The sequence below is a fragment of the Tardiphaga sp. 172_B4_N1_3 genome, assembly GCF_052076035.1.
Classification (GTDB): domain Bacteria; phylum Pseudomonadota; class Alphaproteobacteria; order Rhizobiales; family Xanthobacteraceae; genus Tardiphaga; species Tardiphaga robiniae.
In genome coordinates this window covers 1,470,673-1,487,899 of the sequence record NZ_CP197238.1, presented here as the reverse complement: position 1 = coordinate 1,487,899, position 17,227 = coordinate 1,470,673, and the positions used below count along the sequence as shown (strand labels likewise).

18 protein-coding genes are annotated in these 17,227 nt (G+C 59.9%); 10 read left to right on the top strand and 8 right to left on the bottom strand.

Annotated features, from left to right (window positions below; genetic code table 11):
- Window positions 1-41 precede the first annotated feature (41 nt).
- Window positions 42-866 carry a sulfate adenylyltransferase gene (locus tag AB7783_RS06745; protein ID WP_244528261.1) on the bottom strand — a complete coding sequence of 275 codons (825 nt, stop codon included), beginning with the start codon at window positions 864-866 and terminating at the stop codon, window positions 42-44.
- A gap of 228 nt (window positions 867-1,094) precedes the next feature.
- Between AB7783_RS06745 and AB7783_RS06740 the strand changes: the two genes are divergently transcribed.
- Window positions 1,095-1,892 carry a class I SAM-dependent methyltransferase gene (locus AB7783_RS06740; RefSeq protein WP_441277167.1) on the top strand — a complete coding sequence of 266 codons (798 nt, stop codon included), beginning with the start codon at window positions 1,095-1,097 and terminating at the stop codon, window positions 1,890-1,892.
- 375 nt (window positions 1,893-2,267) lie between these two features.
- Here AB7783_RS06740 and AB7783_RS06735 read toward each other — a convergent pair whose 3' ends face one another.
- A complete protein-coding gene (locus AB7783_RS06735; protein ID WP_089264456.1) occupies window positions 2,268-2,774 on the bottom strand; it encodes a single-stranded DNA-binding protein in 507 nt (168 codons plus the stop codon).
- Window positions 2,775-3,238: 464 nt separating this feature from the next.
- Here AB7783_RS06735 and AB7783_RS06730 point away from each other — a divergent pair, with 464 nt between their 5' ends.
- The 3 genes from AB7783_RS06730 (at window position 3,239) to uvrA (ending at window position 8,309) form a co-directional block, all read left to right on the top strand.
- Entirely contained in the window at window positions 3,239-3,970 is a 732-nt protein-coding gene (locus AB7783_RS06730) for an outer membrane protein (RefSeq protein WP_120289875.1), read from the top strand.
- A 266-nt stretch (window positions 3,971-4,236) separates the two neighbouring features.
- Complete coding sequence (locus AB7783_RS06725; protein ID WP_441277166.1) at window positions 4,237-4,995, top strand: outer membrane protein; 759 nt, start codon at window positions 4,237-4,239, stop codon at window positions 4,993-4,995.
- Between the two features lie 335 nt (window positions 4,996-5,330).
- Window positions 5,331-8,309: an excinuclease ABC subunit UvrA gene (gene uvrA, locus AB7783_RS06720; RefSeq protein WP_441277165.1), complete on the top strand. Its 2,979-nt coding sequence runs from the start codon at window positions 5,331-5,333 to the stop codon at window positions 8,307-8,309.
- Between the two features lie 109 nt (window positions 8,310-8,418).
- On the opposite strand, the gene AB7783_RS06715 is transcribed toward uvrA, so the two are convergent.
- A complete protein-coding gene (locus AB7783_RS06715; RefSeq protein ID WP_175367025.1) occupies window positions 8,419-8,931 on the bottom strand; it encodes a hypothetical protein in 513 nt (170 codons plus the stop codon).
- A 304-nt stretch (window positions 8,932-9,235) separates the two neighbouring features.
- Window positions 9,236-9,376, bottom strand: coding sequence for a hypothetical protein (locus AB7783_RS06710; protein WP_165826921.1), 141 nt, complete (start codon window positions 9,374-9,376; stop codon window positions 9,236-9,238).
- A gap of 228 nt (window positions 9,377-9,604) precedes the next feature.
- Between AB7783_RS06710 and AB7783_RS06705 the strand changes: the two genes are divergently transcribed.
- Window positions 9,605-10,240: an HAD-IA family hydrolase gene (locus tag AB7783_RS06705; protein ID WP_089264461.1), complete on the top strand. Its 636-nt coding sequence runs from the start codon at window positions 9,605-9,607 to the stop codon at window positions 10,238-10,240.
- Between the two features lie 67 nt (window positions 10,241-10,307).
- Here AB7783_RS06705 and AB7783_RS06700 read toward each other — a convergent pair whose 3' ends face one another.
- Window positions 10,308-10,712, bottom strand: a complete 405-nt coding sequence (locus tag AB7783_RS06700) for an SPW repeat domain-containing protein (RefSeq protein WP_089264717.1) — start codon at window positions 10,710-10,712, stop codon at window positions 10,308-10,310.
- 284 nt (window positions 10,713-10,996) lie between these two features.
- Between AB7783_RS06700 and AB7783_RS06695 the strand changes: the two genes are divergently transcribed.
- Together AB7783_RS06695 and AB7783_RS06690 are read left to right on the top strand one after the other, a co-directional pair.
- Window positions 10,997-11,281 (top strand): GNAT family N-acetyltransferase, encoded by a 285-nt coding sequence (locus tag AB7783_RS06695; protein WP_120289883.1) that lies wholly within the window; start codon window positions 10,997-10,999, stop codon window positions 11,279-11,281.
- Entirely contained in the window at window positions 11,278-11,550 is a 273-nt protein-coding gene (locus AB7783_RS06690; RefSeq protein ID WP_441277164.1) for a GNAT family N-acetyltransferase, read from the top strand. Before AB7783_RS06695 ends, AB7783_RS06690 begins: the two co-directional genes overlap by 4 nt.
- A gap of 160 nt (window positions 11,551-11,710) precedes the next feature.
- Here AB7783_RS06690 and AB7783_RS06685 read toward each other — a convergent pair whose 3' ends face one another.
- Both AB7783_RS06685 and AB7783_RS06680 read right to left on the bottom strand, forming a co-directional pair.
- Window positions 11,711-12,502 carry a fumarylacetoacetate hydrolase family protein gene (locus tag AB7783_RS06685; protein ID WP_441229522.1) on the bottom strand — a complete coding sequence of 264 codons (792 nt, stop codon included), beginning with the start codon at window positions 12,500-12,502 and terminating at the stop codon, window positions 11,711-11,713.
- Window positions 12,503-12,618: 116 nt separating this feature from the next.
- Window positions 12,619-12,993 (bottom strand): DUF3597 domain-containing protein, encoded by a 375-nt coding sequence (locus AB7783_RS06680; RefSeq protein ID WP_089264465.1) that lies wholly within the window; start codon window positions 12,991-12,993, stop codon window positions 12,619-12,621.
- A 542-nt stretch (window positions 12,994-13,535) separates the two neighbouring features.
- Here AB7783_RS06680 and AB7783_RS06675 point away from each other — a divergent pair.
- Entirely contained in the window at window positions 13,536-14,348 is an 813-nt protein-coding gene (locus AB7783_RS06675; protein ID WP_175367032.1) for a lytic murein transglycosylase, read from the top strand.
- Window positions 14,349-14,409: 61 nt separating this feature from the next.
- Here AB7783_RS06675 and AB7783_RS06670 read toward each other — a convergent pair whose 3' ends face one another.
- Window positions 14,410-14,640 (bottom strand): hypothetical protein, encoded by a 231-nt coding sequence (locus tag AB7783_RS06670; RefSeq protein WP_320444061.1) that lies wholly within the window; start codon window positions 14,638-14,640, stop codon window positions 14,410-14,412.
- A 775-nt stretch (window positions 14,641-15,415) separates the two neighbouring features.
- Between AB7783_RS06670 and AB7783_RS06665 the strand changes: the two genes are divergently transcribed.
- Together AB7783_RS06665 and trmFO are read left to right on the top strand one after the other, a co-directional pair.
- Window positions 15,416-15,568 (top strand): DUF1127 domain-containing protein, encoded by a 153-nt coding sequence (locus AB7783_RS06665; RefSeq protein WP_081421766.1) that lies wholly within the window; start codon window positions 15,416-15,418, stop codon window positions 15,566-15,568.
- Between the two features lie 200 nt (window positions 15,569-15,768).
- The gene (gene trmFO / locus AB7783_RS06660) at window positions 15,769-17,202 is read left to right on the top strand and encodes a methylenetetrahydrofolate--tRNA-(uracil(54)-C(5))-methyltransferase (FADH(2)-oxidizing) TrmFO (protein WP_441277163.1); all 1,434 of its coding nucleotides are present in this window, start codon (window positions 15,769-15,771) and stop codon (window positions 17,200-17,202) included.
- The last annotated feature ends 25 nt before the right edge of the window (window positions 17,203-17,227 follow it).

The following is a 17,227-nucleotide window of genomic DNA, read 5'->3' as shown; positions in this document are numbered from 1 at the left end:
CCGGGGCTCGACCACGCAATGATTCAAATCGTGAGCGAGCGTCAGATGCTGCCACCAGGCCCCCGTGCGAAATGTTGAGATCCATCAAGTTCACAGTTGCCAGCTAATCCAGTGGTTTGGCTTTTATCGCCTTGGTCACCCAGGACGGTCTCATTGATATGCTCTCCCAGGACTCGCGTGATGACCTTATCGAAATTGAGGGGGTCGGCACCGTTGACTTGTATCAAGGACCATCCGTCCCGGCGCAAGCACTCGCCGATCTCCCTTGAGATATTGGCCTGCTTCAAGCCCCTGTCCACGCCGAGTTCGAACAGGAGGACTTCGATGAGCGGCTGGTGCGCATGCCGATCCGTAAGACGGCGGCGCAACGTTTCCTGCGGCGCATCGAGCTGGACAAGCAGGTCCGGTCGCGGCAGGAACGCTAGGCAGTCACGAACCACGTCAATGCTTGGAGTTCGCGCCAGCAAAACTAGCGCACACAATGCCTGGATCAGGCCTTCTTCAAAAATGAAGTAACCTTCCGATTCCTGCGCTTTACGCCAAGATTCGCACAGTAGAGCGATGTCGACCTTCATGCGCCATGACCATGTGCGGCTTCGTAGCGGGATTGATGCTAGAAGCCGCGCCGCGACACCGTCCTTCGGCAGGGTCGATAGCAAGACAGGACCGGAGGTGGCAATCTTTCTGCCAATACGCCCAATGCCATGGCGCGTCTCCGGGCCGTCATCCTGGGCCGACGCATATTCAATCAGGCGATAACCGTTCACTGTCTTCAGGTTGATGCCTTCTTGCGCCAGCCCCCGGCAGAGGCCGCGAAGAAGTGTGGTCTTGCCTGCACCAGGCGGCCCAAATAACTCGATGATCATGGTGGAATGCCCAGCGCCTCGGAACAAGCTGTCATTTACCTGCAGGTCAGAGCTTAGCCGGATTACAAACCACACCAACGTTCATTTGAATGACTGTTCGGATCCGCGGACTGCCGCCCGTCGACTAGTCGGATCACGCCTGCCGCTCCGTTCCGGCATCGTGCGAATGCATGAAGACGTCGTCCCGACATCGAGGTTAGCGTCGGCGGACTCGAGGGACATATCCTTATGCTCAACGGAGACACGTTCAGCTATCGCGCGAGCCACCAGTCGGTTGATGTCGTTGCCGACTACGTCAGCACCTTCGAGGTGGGCCATTGCGCGGCATTGTGGCGGGACGTCGAACAGCCCTTGCTCGAAAGCATTCTGCGCCGGCTCGGAGGGCCACAGCGAACAAGCCTCGACTTCGCCTGCGGAACCGGACGCATTGCGAAGGTCGCCGCTCGGTTGTTCGGCTCGGTTGTCGGGGTCGATGTGTCAGAAGCGATGCTTTCGGCAGCTTCGGTGCCAGACAACGTGACGCTGCTATGCGTCGACGTCACCAAGGTTCCTCTCGAACAGACATTTGACGTTGCCACCGCATTTCGGTTCTTCTTGAATGCAGAAGACACGCTTAGGCGCGACGCATTGCGGGCGATCTATCGGCATCTTCGCAACGACGGCGTATTGGTGTGCAATATCCAGCTCAATGCAACGTCACCCATCGGGTCGTTCAGTCGTGTCCTGAACTGGGCATATCCGAGCAGACCTCGACACACCCTGACTTTGTATCAATTTTCAAGCCTGCTGTCGGATGAGGGATTTGAGGTCGTGGAGAGCACGTATTACGGCTATCTCCCGCGACCGGGCCGGTTGTTTCCACATCTCTGCGAGGCGCTGATCGAGCCATTCGAAAAGGCGTGCCGGAGGCTCAAGGTGCCGGGATTATTGGCGGAGAGTTTTATTGTCGCGGCGCGAAAGCGGGAACGCCTGTTTCCTCAGGTGCAGGACCCTCGGCGAATCGTGCAGGCACCAAAAACCTCTTGAGGTTCGGGAGCATGATCATCGAGTTCTTTGGCCCGGCAGCCGCAGGAAAGACCACCTTCGCCCACGCGCTGTGCAAGCGGCTCAACGAGCGCGGCCATCATGCGAATGTTGTGCTCAGCTAGCCCAAGGGTCCGGCAGCCCGCTCTCCCTGTCCAAGAGAAGCCCAAACCTCTCGCCGCCCTCCATTACAACGGGCTTTACGCGAAATCGGCTGGCAATGCGTTGATTTATCAAACGAAAGCCCCCCTTGTTTACACAAGCGGGCCCCACAGAATCTGATTCGAGTCTCGTCGGCAATCCGGAAGCTGAAAAACGCTAAGTCATTGAAGAAGCGACGAAAGCGTTTTTTAGTTTACACACAGCTCCAACCAACAGTCAGAACGGGATGTCGTCATCCATGTCGCTGCCGCGGCCACCACCGCCGGCCGGTGCGGCCACGCGGCGCTGCGGCGGAGCGCTCGACTGGCCGCCGCCGAAGCTGTCGCCCATGTCATCGCCGCCGTAACCGCCGCCACCACCCGCGCCGCCGCCCTTGCCGTCGAGCATGGTCAGCGTCGAGTTGAAGCCCTGCAGCACGATCTCGGTGGAGTATTTCTCGACCCCCTGCGGATCAGTCCATTTGCGGGTCTGCAGCGCGCCTTCGATATAAACCTTGGCGCCCTTCTTCAGATACTGCTCGGCGACCTTGGCGAGACCTTCGCTGAAAATCACGACGCGGTGCCACTCGGTCTTTTCCTTGCGCTCGCCGGTGCCCTTGTCGCGCCAGGTATCCGAGGTCGCGACGGTCAGGTTGACGACCGGGTTGCCGTTCTGCATCCGGCGGACTTCTGGATCCTTGCCGAGATTGCCGACCAAAATCACCTTGTTGACGCTACCCGCCATGCCACTCTCCTACTCTCGAATCTGAATTGCTGATTGGGCGCCGGCGCAGGCCCTGGCCCGCGCGCAAACGCCGCTGATGATGGGACCCTATACGGTCCGCGCTCCCGCGCAGGCCCCCGTGACCGGGTTATCCACGATCTCTTATATGATCGTCCTCCCATATAGCATGTTCCATTTTTGTTCTCAAGGACACCCCTTGGCGAATTGTTGGGCGATGACGAAGTGCCGAGTCGTCGCTGTCGCGTCTGAGTCGAGCAATAGTGGAACCCGAAGGGAACCGCGCCCGGCCAAAATTCATATACCTTTCATTAACTTAGAAACGGCCAAACATCGAAGACGAGTGTGCTATTTGGGTGACGGACTTTTTGGCAGACTTGCGTATATTTCGATCACTGAATTGCATTTGGCGCTTGCGCCGGGACACGAGGCTTCGCCGACGCGAAGCAATTTTGGGGAGAATTCACATGAAGAAGTTTCTGTTGGGCACGGTTGCTCTGATCGCTCTGGGCGCTTCGGTTCCGGCAATGGCCGCTGACCTGGCCGCTCGTCCCTACACCAAGGCTCCGGCCTATGTTCCGGCCCCGATCTACAACTGGACCGGTTTTTACATCGGCGGTCACGTCGGCGGCGCCTTCAACGGCTCGAACGGCTTCGGCGGCACTTCCGACAATTCGGACGGCCGTTTCCTCGGCGGCGTGCAGATCGGCTATGACTACCAGTTCGCTCCGAACTGGGTGTTCGGCATCGAAGGTCAGTACAGCTGGGTTGGTTCGAACAACACCAATGTCGCTTTCGTTCCGGCTGGCGTCACCTACAATCTGAACCAGAAGGGCCTCGCCTCGGTCACCGGTCGCATCGGTTACACCTGGGGTCCGGCACTGCTCTACGTGAAGGGCGGCTACGCTTACTCCGACTACAGCGAATCGCTGGTCACGACCGTTGGCGCCGTTCCGGTGGCCTTCGCAGCTGGCACCAAGCATGACGGTTACACCGTCGGCGCTGGCCTCGAATACCTGTTCACCCAGAACTGGTCGGGCAAGGTTGAGTACCAGTACTACGACTTCGGCAAGACCACTTTCGCTGCTCCGTCGCCGGTTGGCATCGTCGGCCTGTCGTCCCGCAACGACGAGCACACCGTCAAGGCTGGCCTGAACTACCGCTTCAACTGGGGTGGCCCGGTTGTCGCCAAGTACTGAGCTTTAAAAGTACTGAGCTTCGCGCCTGATTTCAGGCTCGTGACTACGGAAAGGCCGGCGGAAACGCCGGCCTTTTTCGTTTGGCTGGAAGCCCGGATTCCGGAGAGATTGAGAGCTAACCCATCGCCTGCGGTCGAATACTACCCACGACTGTAGCGCGCGAATTTTCACGCAACTATTGCGTTTGTTTTTCTCCGTTGCAAGGAAGGCACAGCCTGATCGCCTGAATCGCGCTAGAGTTGAAACACTCACAAGGGGAGCATGCCATGAAGAAAATTCTGCTCGCATCCGCCGCCCTCGCTGTTCTCGGCTCGGCAACGTCCGCTTCTGCGGCCGATCTCGCGGCACGGCCCTACACCAAGGCGCCTCCGATGATCGCCGTCGTCTATGACTGGACCGGTTTCTATATCGGCGGCAACGGCGGTTGGGGAACGAGCCGCAAATGCTGGGACACGACCCAGGTTCTCGGTGCCGCACTGGCCTTCAGCGAGGGATGCCATGACGCAAGCGGCGGCACGGCTGGCGGTCAGATCGGCTATCGCTGGCAGAGCGCTGCTTGGGTGTTCGGTCTGGAAGCACAGGGCAACTGGGCAGACTTCAAGGGCTCGAATGTCAGCCAGCTCGTACTCGGTACGACCGGTAACCGGTCCAAGATCGAAGCCTTCGGCCTGTTCACCGGCCAGATCGGTTACGCCTGGAACAACACCCTTCTTTACGTGAAGGGCGGCGCTGCCGTGACGAGCGACAAGTATCAGGGCTACACCGTGGGAACCAATGTCGTATTCGACAACGCCAAGGAAACCCGCTGGGGCGGTACGGTTGGCGTTGGCCTGGAATATGGCTTCACGCCAAACTGGTCCTTCGCGGTCGAATACGACCATCTGTTCATGGAGACCAGCAGCAACAGCTTCACCGCTGTGACACTTCCTGTGACCTCGCGTATCGATCGCATCAGCCAGGACGTCGACGTCATCACCGCCCGCATCAACTACAAGTGGGGCGGCCCTGTCATCGCCAAGTACTGAGAACTGCGACCGCCTTCCCTCATTCCGACAAACTTAGCCCGGCCTCGCGCCGGGCTTTTTGCTGGCACCGGCACCTCGCTCAGACCTGACGCGCTCCCGATTGGCAGTCCGCTGGCATGAGCCCGATACCGGAAGACGTGCCCTGCGCAGGCCGTCGATTTGCAGCCTTGCCTCGCAACCCCTCCGCCAACAAACCGTTGATCGTTGCTGCGGAGCACTGGAAATCCGTCCTCGTTCTTCCTATGTTCCGATGACAATCAATCGGCGTTGATCCCGGCCCGGCCGGCGGTGCGCGCCCGGATGAGCGCGCCTCGCGCGCTGGGGAATTGCCTGTTATGGACGAGATCATCAAGGCGAAGCGGCAGCAGGCCGCCGCGAACATGCGCAGCATCACCATCCGCGGCGCCCGCGAGCACAATCTCAAGAATGTCGACCTGACGATCCCGCGCGACAAGCTGGTGGTGTTCACCGGCCTGTCCGGCTCCGGCAAGTCGTCCCTCGCCTTCGATACGATCTATGCCGAAGGCCAGCGCCGCTACGTGGAGTCGCTGTCGGCTTACGCCCGGCAATTCCTCGAGATGATGCAGAAGCCGGATGTCGACCAGATCGACGGCCTGTCGCCGGCCATCTCCATCGAGCAGAAGACCACCTCGAAGAACCCACGCTCGACCGTCGGCACCGTCACCGAGATCTACGATTACATGCGCTTGCTGTGGGCGCGCGTCGGCATTCCCTATTCGCCGGCGACCGGCCTGCCGATCGAAAGCCAGACCGTGTCGATGATGGTCGACCGCGTGCTGGCGCTGCCGGAAGGCACGCGGTTGTATCTGCTGGCGCCGGTGGTGCGCGGCCGCAAGGGCGAGTATCGCAAGGAACTGGCCGAATATCTCAAGAAGGGTTTTCAGCGCGTCAAGATCGACGGCACCTTCCATGAACTCGCCGAAGCGCCCGTACTCGACAAGAAGTTTCCGCATGACATCGACGTCGTCGTCGATCGCATCGTTGTCAGGCCGGATATCGGCCAGCGCCTCGCGGAAAGTTTCGAGACCGCACTGAAGCTCGCCGAAGGTCTTGCGGTCATCGAATATGCCGACGCGCCTGCCGCTCCCGCGGACGACAAGAAATCCGACAAGAAGGTCGCGAAGATTCACGACAAGACAGGTGCCGAGCGCATCCTGTTTTCCGAGAAGTTCGCCTGCCCGGTCTCCGGCTTCACTATCCCCGAGATCGAACCGCGCCTGTTCTCTTTCAACAACCCCTATGGCGCCTGTCCGAAATGCGGTGGCCTCGGTGTCGAGCAGACCATCGATGCTGATCTGGTCATTCCCGACAAGGAGCTGACACTGCGCAAGGGCGCCATCGCGCCCTGGGCTAAGTCGTCGTCTCCCTATTACGTGCAGACGCTGACGGCACTCGGCAAGTTCTACAAGTTCACGCTCGACACCAAATGGAAGGACCTGCCGAAGAAGACGCAGAACGCCATCCTGCACGGCTCCGGCGATGACGAGATCAAGTTCTCCTATGAAGACGGCGTGCGCTCCTACGACACCAAAAAGCCGTTCGAGGGCGTCGTCACCAATATCGACCGCCGCTTCCGCGAGACCGAAAGCGAATGGGCGCGCGAAGAACTCGGCAAGTATTTTTCCGACGTGCCCTGCGATGCCTGCGAGGGTTATCGGCTGAAGCCCGAAGCGCTCAGTGTGAAGATCGGCGGCAAGCATATCGGCAACATCTCGGAAATGTCGGTGCGCAAGGCCGGCGACTGGTTTGAGACCGTGCCGGATCTGCTCAACAAGCAGCAGAACGAGATCGCCGTCCGCATCCTCAAGGAGATCCGCGAGCGCCTCTCCTTCCTGCTCGATGTCGGTCTCAACTATCTCACGCTGGCGCGCTCATCCGGCACGCTGTCGGGCGGCGAGAGCCAGCGTATTCGCCTGGCGTCCCAGATCGGCTCGGGCCTGACCGGCGTGCTCTATGTGCTCGACGAGCCCTCGATCGGTCTGCATCAGCGCGACAATGCGCGGCTGCTCGACACGCTGCGGCGGCTGCGCGATCTCGGCAATACCGTGATCGTGGTCGAGCATGACGAGGACGCGGTGATCGCCGCCGATTACGTGGTCGATGTCGGCCCCGGCGCCGGCACCCATGGCGGCAATATCGTCGCCCAGGGCACGCCCCAGGAGGTGATGAAGAATCCGAAGTCGCTGACCGGCAAATATCTCACCGGCGAAATGTCGGTGCCGGTGCCGGAGCGTCGTACGCCGAACCATCGCCGCACCATCAAGGTGATCAATGCGCGTGGCAACAATCTCAAGAATGTCTCGGCGGAAGTCCCGCTCGGGCTGTTCACCGCAGTCACCGGCGTCTCCGGCGGCGGCAAGTCGACGCTGCTGATCGACACGCTCTACAAGGCCATCGCGCGCAAGCTCAACGGCGCCAGCGAAGGCGCCGCGCCGCATGACCGCATCGAGGGCCTGGAGCATATCGACAAGATCATCGAGATCGACCAGTCGCCGATCGGCCGCACCCCGCGTTCCAATCCGGCGACCTATACCGGCGCCTTCACGCCGATCCGCGAATGGTTTGCCGGCCTGCCGGAATCCAAGGCGCGCGGCTACGAGGCCGGCCGCTTCTCGTTCAACGTCAAGGGCGGCCGCTGCGAGGCCTGCCAGGGCGACGGCGTCATCAAGATCGAGATGCACTTCCTGCCCGACGTCTATGTCACCTGCGATACCTGCAAGGGCAAGCGCTACAACCGCGAGACGCTGGAAGTCCTGTTCAAGGGCAAGTCGATCGCCGACGTACTCGACATGACCGTGGAAGAAGCCGCCGACTTCTTCAAGGCGGTGCCGCGCGTGCGCGAGACTTTTAAAACCCTGCACCGCGTTGGATTGGATTACATCCATGTCGGCCAGCAGGCGACGACGCTATCCGGCGGCGAAGCGCAGCGCGTGAAGCTCGCCAAGGAGCTGAGCAAGCGCGCGACCGGTCGCACACTTTACATTCTCGACGAGCCGACCACGGGACTCCACTTCCACGACGTCGCCAAACTGCTGGAAGTGCTGCATGAGCTGGTGGCGCAGGGCAACACGGTGGTGGTGATCGAGCACAATCTCGAAGTCATCAAGACCGCCGACTGGGTCATCGACCTCGGCCCCGAAGGCGGCGACGGCGGCGGCGAGATTGTCGCCTGGGGCCCGCCGGAAGATATCGTCAAGGCACCGCGCAGCTATACGGGGAAGTTTTTGAAACCGGTGCTGGAGAAGGCGGGGAAGCCGAAGAAGCGGAAGCAGGCGAGCGAGGCGGCGGAGTAGAAGAGTGCGTTTACGCGCGTCCGCAGGACGTGAATGGCCGGGACACGCCCGGCCATGACGTAATGTAAGTCATCTGCTTTAAAGTGTAGAGCATTCCATCATGGATGCCTCAGACCGGCTCGATGCTGCACTGAAGAGGATTGGTGTCCGGGTTGAGGCTGTACGTAAAGTATGTATTGCCGGGATAGATGCCGAGCCTGTGGTCCGGCATATCCATGGGGACTAGAAGACCATCGTCCTTCAACTGCCATCTAACAGCTGATGCCCGATACCTGGCTTGAACGGGGAGCCCAGACGGCAATGCTCCTCCGCCCCTGACCCAAGACAACCATGACCACGCGGCCCAATCGCCGAACCATGTTTTGAGATAGCCGTTCTTCTGATTGGGGTCCCAATCATGTAACTGCCATTGGGTCGCCTGGGATTTGTCCTGTACGAGCGGCATGCCGCCTCCGGACGGCCATTGCGAGCCACCATAAAAATGGACGAAGCCAGAGCCACCCGACCAACTGGCCTTAATGAGAACGGCGTCATCAACGATAGGGCTTGGACTCAATGTCGGTGCCACGGTCGCGCTGGCGAATGATCCGGGCAAGGCTAGACCTGCTGGAATGTCGTCCATACTGTACTCCCCAAATTGCTGGATGGAAACGAGCCGTCCGAGACCGTTTCACAATCACAACTACAAGGCGAGTCTTTGTTGATGATCAAAGACGCACTGTGCTCAAACGCAGCAAGCGTAGGTCGCGCGAACGAGTAGATTTTTTTGCGTTTCAATCACACTTTCACAAGATGTGGCTACGCGTGACAGACGCTTCGCGAATACAAACATGAACGCACAAGAAATGAGGATCGATTGGCATTCACCGCAGATCAGTCATTTCCAGGACCCTAATGTATCATTGCAATAGAGGTAGCGCTGCTCCTCACCTCAGCCCCGTCCCGTGACACCTCTGGCACTTCACCACCTTCTCGCCCTTCTTCAGCAGGCCCTTGCCTTCGCAATTCTTGCACTTCTGCTTCTTCTTGGTGTTGGGGCCTTTCTGGTTCGGTCTATCGTCTGCCATGAGGGCCTCCTGCGGGTGATATGAAACGGCAATGACGGACTTAGCACGCTTGCGTGCGGCTCGTGCATCGTTTCGCCGCGCGGATGCGGGTTGAAAACCGGGTCTGATGGGATCATCCTTGCGACGGGTCGCATATCGGCCACGACTCAGACGAGAACCAGCCCGTGACCGCCACTGCCAAACATCCAGCCGAGACCGAGACCCCGGCCACCTCCCCGCCTGCCAGCCATGCCCTATAAGCTCGCCATCTTCGATTTCGACGGGACCCTGTCCGACAGCTTTTCGTGGTTCCTCAGCGTCATCAATTCCGTCGCCGACAAGCACAAGTTTCAGCGCGTCGAACGCGACCGCATCGACGAGTTGCGGAGCGTCGGCGCCGGTGAGCTGATCCGGCTGCTCGGTGTCGCCAAATGGCGGATCCCGTTGATTGCGCGCGACATGCGCAAGCGCAAGGCGCAGCAGATCGACCGCATTTCGCTGTTCCCCGGCGTCGACCGCATGTTCTGTGAATTGAAGGCGCGTGGCATGACGATTGCGATCGTCAGCTCCGACAGCGAGGACAATGTCCGACACGTGCTCGGCGATCTCGATCAGCACGTCGCCTATTTCGCCTGCGGCGCCGGCCTGTTCGGCAAGACGGCGAAATTCCAGCGCATCCTTGAGCTCACCGGCATCTCTGTCGATGACACGATCAGCATCGGCGACGAGATCCGCGATATCGACGCTGCACGCGAGGCCGGAATCGATTTCGGTGCGGTGACGTGGGGCTATACCAGCGGAGCGGCCCTGAAAGCGCGCACGCCGAATTATGTGTTTTCCCGGATCGACGAAGTCATCGCGACGCTGGCTGTGCCAGGACGCTAACGGCCGGCCACAGACAGACGAAACCCGCCGGCCTCACGACAAGACCGGCGGGCCTGATCGCTTGTTGTCACTGCCCGTGCTGGGCCATTTCCCCATCGCTCAAATCCCAGTCTTGCCACAACTGCAGTGCTGCCAGCAGCACCACGAGACCGCCGAGGCAGGTATGGATGAATCTGAGCATGCCGTCGCCGGAATAACCAAAGAAAAGTGGCGAGGCGATCAGCCACAGACCGAGAATGATCGCGGCCACCTCCTCCCAGCGTTGCAGCGCGACATACTCAAGCTGTGCAAGGCCAAATACCAGGACGCCAACTGCCACCGTGTTAATGATTATGGCGCTGGGGGTCCCCCCGGTATATTGATGACCGTTCTGCGTAGGAAACCAGGGCGAGAGCGCAATCAGAACGCCAAGCGCCATGCCAAACCAGTCTTCCCACGTGCGATGCGTACCGAGAAACCGAGAGTCTGACATCGTGACCTCCTCCAAAAGAGGCATACGTCAGCGGCCGTTGGCATGACACTCCAACTGTCAAACGACCGATCCGGCCGCTTCGGGGCGTATGTCTACAATTGACGTAGGAACCCGCTTTGCCTTTGCAAGGCCACGCCAAAGCCATTTTTCACAGCGCGCAGAACGGCAAAGAGCCCCGCGCGACGACACGGATTTCCCCTATCAGATGAAGCATGCGGCGGCTGCATTGCACCCGTTTAGAAATGACTGTTACCTTCTCCCGGACACCTGTGGATGGAATGAGAATGAGCAACGCGGTTTATAACAATACTTCGCTTCACCGTTTCGAACTTGCCGTCGACGGCCATATCGCTTTTTCCGAATATACCCGGACGTCCGATACCATCACCTTCGTCCACACCGTCGTGCCGCAGGAATTGGGCGGCAGAGGTATCGGCTCACAGCTTGCCCGCGGCGCGCTCGATGCCGTCCGCGCACAGGGATTGAAGGTCGTGGCGCAGTGCCCCTTCATCGCGGCATATATCGCGAAGCATGCGGACTATCAGGATTTGCTGAAAGACGCGGCATGACCGGCGTTCGCAACAACAAGGCGCTCAATCGCTTCGAGCTGGATGTCGGCGACTCCGTCGCCTTTGCGAATTATCGCCGTGCCGGCGATCGCGTCATCATCACGCATACCGAGACGCCGCCTGCCCTGCGCGGCCGCGGCATCGCGTCAGAACTGGTCAAGGGCGCGCTCGGATTGATCCGTGCGGATGGGCTGAAGGTCGTGGCGGGTTGTTCGTTCGTGGTGGATTATCTGCGCCAGCATCCGGACTATGCGGACCTGGTCGGCTAGCCGCACACACGTCTTTCCGGGGCGCGAGCGCGACTTGGCGATCGCGAACCCGGAATCTGGAAATGTTTTGAGTTCTCATTGCATCGGGATTCCGGGTCTGCGCTTTAGTCGGCTCTGCCGACTTGCGCGCATCCCGGAATGACAAGTGTGTGGCAAAACCTCAAACGACCTTGATCGACATGTCCGGCAAGCCCTGGATCTTGCAAAGCAGCACGTCGCCTTTCACGACCGGGCCAACATTCTCCGGTGTGCCGGAATAGATGATGTCGCCGGCCTTCAGCTCGAAGGCGTCCGAGAGTTTCGATATCTGCTCGGCGACACTCCAGATCATCTTGTCGAGGTCGGAGGTCTGTTTCACGGTGCCATTGACCGCGAGCGAGATCGGACCCTTCGTCATGTGTCCGGTCTTGGCGACCGGATGGATCGGGCCGATGACTGCGGCGTGGTCAAAACTCTTGCCGATCTCCCATGGCTTCTTCTCGTCGCCCATGGCGCGCTGCAGATCGCGGCGCGTCATGTCGAGTCCGACAGCATAGCCATAGACATGGTCGAGCGCCTTATCGACGGGGATATTGGTGCCGCCGGATTTCAGCGCGGCGACGAGTTCGACCTCGTAATGATAGTTCTTGGTGAGCGACGGATACGGGTGATCGGCGACCTCGCCGATCTTGACGTTCTGGATCGCATCGGTCGGCTTCTGGAAGAAGAACGGCGGCTCGCGCGTCGGGTCCGATCCCATCTCGCGGGAATGCGCCGCGTAGTTGCGACCGATACAATAGATGCGGCGCACCGGAAACACGTCGGTCTCACCGACGATGGGGATCGTCACCGTCGCGACCGAGAATATGCCCTTGGGACCGGCCTGCGCCTGCGCGGCCTCGCCCGCCAATGCGCTGCCAGCCAGGGCAACGGCACCGGTGGTCAGAATCGTTCTGCGGTTGATGGGGTCCATGGCGTTTCTCCTCGTATGTTTTGTTGTTTTCTGGTCTTGTATTTATGCGTGCTGGTATACCACAGCAAAAAGGCCCGCGCGAGCGCGGGCCTTCAGCTCCGTCACAAACGGAAAGCTTAGTGCTTGATGTCGGCCGGCAGCTTGCCGCCATTGGCAGCGAGCTTGGTCATCATCTGCTTGTGCAGCCAGATGTTCATGCTGGCGGAATCGCTGGTGTCGCCGGTGTAACCGAGCTCCTTGGCGAGATCCTTGCGAGCCGACAGGCTGGAGTCGATGTCGAGCGCCTTCATCAGGTCGACGATCGAGGTCTTCCATTCCAGCTTTTCGCCCTTGGCCGCCACGGCCTTGTCGAGGATCGCGGCAACGTCAACACTGTCCATCGGCGCGGCGCCTGCGGGAGCCGAACCGCCGGCGGCCGGCGCGGCATCAGGGGATGCTGCACTGGCGCTGGTGCCGAAAATCGCGCCCATGATCTTTCCGAAAATGCTCATATGTCGCTCCCAATAGCTTTCGTGACAGATTGAAGAATTCGTGCCGTGTTTGGTTCCGGCAGCACCAGCCGGTTCATACTTGTATCCGCCCACCACTCGCTTGCCAATGCGACGCGATAGACTGCGGGGAAGAGTCGTTCCAAGCCAACTGCCCAAACCAACCGTCCAAGCCAGTTGGCAAAGTCATCGACAGACAGTTTGACGTCGGTAGCAAGGTCCGACTGAATTGAGGCGAAAGCCCGGCCGCTGCATTGCAGCGCTGTGAATGTCGGACGACATTTTCACCGAAGCGTGAGCCACGGCGTCAGGTGCTGACCACGCCGCAAGGCTGGCAGCTCATCATCTTCAATGGCGCAGCGACGAGTAATGTGGACCCGATAGTCTGATCTCGCCCAATGACGGCCTCTCGCAGAATTGCGCGAGAGGCCGTCATGCCGTTCTGATATCACTGCGCAAGCCTTGTTTTGGCCGTGGTTCACCGGAAGGCTCATCGCGCAATATCGTCGCGACATTATTCACGATCGAATGAGAGCCTTGAGACCATGCGCGCCCTGCTTTGTACGTTCCTGCTTGGTACAGTCCTGATCTCGCCGCTAGCGCCGGCCGTTGCTGCGCCCTCCTGCGGCACAGGCAGTTTCGATGGTTGGCTCGCCGCCTTCAAGACGGAAGCCGTCGGTAAGGGCATTTCGCAGAAGACCGTCGATGCAGCATTGACCGGCGTCACCCTCGACAACAGCGTATTATCGCGCGATCGCGGCCAGCAGGTCTTCAAACAAAGCTTCGAGGAATTCTCCGGACGCATGGTGCCGCCAAGGCTGCGTCGTGGCAGCGACATGCTGAAGCGTTACGGCTCGGTGCTCGGACGCATCGAACAGCAATATGGCGTGCCCGGTCCGGTGCTGGTGGCGATCTGGGGGTTAGAGACCGACTATGGCGTAAACGTCGGCAAATTCCCGACCATCCGCGCCATCGCGTCGCTCGCATATGATTGTCGACGCGCCGAGATGTTTCGCGGTGAATTGCTCGATGCCCTGCGCATCGTCGACCGCGGCGATCTCGCGCCTGCCGAGATGCATGGCGCCTGGGCCGGCGAAATCGGCCAGACGCAATTCATGCCATCGTCCTACCTGAAATTCGCTGTCGACTTCGACGGCAATGGCCATCGCGACCTGCTGCGCAGCGCGCCCGATGTACTGGCCTCAACGGCAAACTACCTCGCCAGCTATGGCTGGAAACGCGATCAGGATTTTGCGCCCGGCACCGCAAACTTCGCGGTCATTCAGCAGTGGAACAAGAGCGAGGTCTATTCAAAGACCATCGCCACTTTCGCCAGTCAGCTCGCTAAGGAGCCATAAGCCTGCAGACAATAATGGAAGGGCCGTCCGCTCCTCAGCAAGCGGCCCCTCCCGTGATCTCTTACTTCGTCATGCCGACATGCATGGCCCTGGTCAGATGGACAGCACACACGCCCATCTTGTTGTCGAGCAACGCGGTCTGCGCATCCGTCATTTCCTTGAACGCAACCCACTTCGCATCGCCGTCCGGCATCGCTTCGACGGCGGTTTCGGTTTTCAGCAGGTTGCTGCCGCTGCAGCCTTCCATACGTGCAGCCGAAGCCGGCACCGTAGCGAACACAACAGCAGCCATGGCGGCCGCTCCCAGTAATCTTGTGATCATCTTGTTTGTCCTTCGCAACAGAACCGACGCCATTGCCGGATTCTGTAGAAGGAATTGATACGTCCCGCTGCGATCCAGGAAATAACAGCCGCAGTGAATTGAATGTGAGCCGGTTGTGATCGCCACCAAGAACACTCAGCTTTTTGGCGATTCAGACATCACGAGCAACAAACTTACACAAATGTAATTCGCGCGATTTCACTGACGTCGCAGCATCGGCCTTTTGATTTGCTTCCGGAGGCCAGCAGCAACCGCGTTTCGCGCAGGACCTCGAGTTGTATATGTATTTGCCTTCACGCATGCAGTTTAGAGAAAAGTCGCCTCGCAAGCCTCACGTAAGGATGATTTACTGTTCACTCCTAATGCTCGTATGCGAATCGCGCATAGCGCCACCGGACAGGAACTTACCAGGAACCGCCGAGCACGCTGGCTGATTGAGGCCAGAAAGGTCTTATGGGGACGGTTCTGCTTCCGGCATCCATTTGAGCCCTGGAACATCTTCAAACGCATGATTTAACTGACTAATTAATGCCTAGAGCCCCGACTAAAGGTGCCTCAATACGCACTGTGCCCGCAAAATCACCTCCGAGCGCCGAGAGGTTAATCATTCCTTGCGCGAGCTATGCAGTTCTTGATTAGCTGCATCGCAACATCTCGACTGCTGCACTGCGATATTGTCACCTATATTCACTTCAACAGCGAAGCACCTCGCAAGAGATGAATCGCTTAACGAAGGAGAACTCAAATGCTGCTTTCATTCATCCGCATGATCCAGGCGTTCCGCGACTATCAGCGCAACGTTGCCGAACTCTCCCAGCTCAGCGATCGCGAGCTTTCCGACATCGGTCTCGACCGTTCGGACATTCCGCGCGTTGCTTCTGGCGCCTATAACGGTTGATCCGTCAGGACGTTCTATCTGTCCTGCCTGACGTTTCACGGATTGCGCCCGCCTCGCGCGGGCGCAATCGTGGTTCCCTGAAGACACCGTCTTCGGAGCCAGACGCGTTCGAACCAAAGCGTCTTCAAAGCTTTGGCTAACCGGCCGAATTTCCGCGAAGCGAATTCCACTTCGCGCCGAAACGCGCTACATGCGGGGCCATGACAACAGCCCCAAACCCAGACGACTGCGTCCATGTGATCGGCGCGGGCCTCGCCGGCTCGGAAGCCGCCTGGCAGGTCGCCAATGCCGGCATCCCCGTGATCTTGCACGAGATGCGGCCGCACCAGATGACCGATGCCCATCGCACCGATGGCCTCGCCGAACTGGTCTGCTCCAATTCCTTCCGTTCTGACGACGCGCTCAATAACGCGGTCGGCCTGCTCCACGCCGAGATGCGCAAGCTGGGCTCGCTGATCATGCGCTGCGCCGACGCCAACCAGGTGCCCGCCGGTGGCGCACTGGCCGTCGACCGCGACGGCTTCTCCGATGCCGTGACCAACGCGCTGAACGACCACCCGCTCATCACCATCGACCGCGCCGAAGTCGCCGGCCTGCCGCCTTCCAACTGGCGCAATGTCATCGTCGCGACAGGGCCGCTGACCTCCGCAGCGCTCGCGGACGGCATTCGTGGGCTGACCGACGAGAACGCGCTGGCCTTCTTCGATGCCATCGCACCGATCGTTCATAAAGATTCGATCGACATGGAGATCGCCTGGTTCCAGTCGCGCTACGACAAGGTGGGACCCGGCGGCACCGGCGCCGACTACATCAACTGCCCGATGACCCACGAGCAGTATGACGCCTTCATCGACGCACTGTTGGCGGGCGAAAAGACCGACTTCAAGGAATGGGAAACCAACACGCCCTATTTCGACGGCTGCCTGCCCATCGAAGTGATGGCCGAGCGCGGCCGCGAAACGCTGCGTCACGGCCCGATGAAGCCTGTGGGTCTGACCAACCCACGCGATCCCCTCGTGAAGCCCTATGCCATCGTGCAGCTGCGCCAGGACAACAAGCTCGGCACGCTCTACAACATTGTCGGCTTCCAGACGAAGCTGAAATACGGCCCGCAGCAGCAGGCGCTGCGCATGATCCCCGGCCTGCAGAATGCCGAATTCGCACGGCTTGGCGGCCTGCATCGCAACACCTTCCTGAATTCGCCAAAGCTGCTCGACGAGCAACTCCGCCTGAAGGCGCAACCGCGCCTGCGTTTCGCCGGCCAGATGACCGGCTGCGAAGGCTATGTGGAGTCCGCCAGCGTCGGCCTGATCGCCGGCCTCTATGCCGCGGCCGATGCCAAGCGCCAGTCGCTGGCGCCCCCGCCCGTGACGACGGCGCTGGGCTCGTTGCTCGGCCATATCACCGGCGGCCACATCGAAACCGTCGATGCAGGCCCGCGCTCGTTCCAGCCGATGAATATCAATTTCGGCCTGTTCCCGCCGCTGGCTCAGGCGCCGACCAAAAAGCCCGACGGCTCGCGGCTGCGCGGCAATGAGAAGACCGTTGCCAAGAAGCAGGCGATGAGCGTGCGGGCGCTGGCCGACATGGATGACTGGATTGCCGCCAGCCTGCCCGTTGCAGCCGCGGCATGACGCCGGCGATTTGAATTTCAGGATT